The sequence below is a fragment of the Mesorhizobium sp. M1A.T.Ca.IN.004.03.1.1 genome, from assembly GCF_003997555.1.
In the GTDB taxonomy this organism is placed as follows: Bacteria; Pseudomonadota; Alphaproteobacteria; order Rhizobiales; family Rhizobiaceae; genus Mesorhizobium.
Genome location: NZ_RZTV01000161.1, coordinates 1 through 303, shown reverse-complemented (window position 1 = coordinate 303; position 303 = coordinate 1). Strand labels below are relative to the sequence as shown.

General features: G+C 60.4%; 1 protein-coding gene and 1 pseudogene. Both read right to left on the bottom strand.

The annotated features are described in order from the left end of the window. Positions 1-223: pseudogene (locus tag EOD29_RS31160) on the bottom strand (ammonia channel protein); the annotation flags it as partial. After that, positions 207-303 (bottom strand): P-II family nitrogen regulator (locus tag EOD29_RS31155; RefSeq protein WP_281059238.1); only part of this gene is annotated, 97 nt, incomplete at its 5' end. The pseudogene EOD29_RS31160 and the gene EOD29_RS31155, both read right to left, overlap by 17 nt.

Here is a 303-nt window from a genome sequence, read left to right as displayed (position 1 = left end):
GGACGAGCGCCGAGGAGACGAGCATCCAGGTATTGTCACCCTTGTCCATGGTGAAGGCAGGAGCAGCGGCGGCAGCGGCTGGCGCGGCAGTCTCCTGCGCAAAAGCGACGGCCGGCGCAAGAAGCGCGGCCGATGCTGCGCCGACCCGCGCAAAGGTGGAAGAAAACTTCGAGATTGACATTGGAAAAAGCTCCTTGATCTGCCGTTTACAGCGCTTCTGAATCGGTTTCGCCCGTACGGATGCGCACGGCATGGTCGATCGAATAGACGAAGATCTTGCCGTCACCGATCTGACCGGTCTTG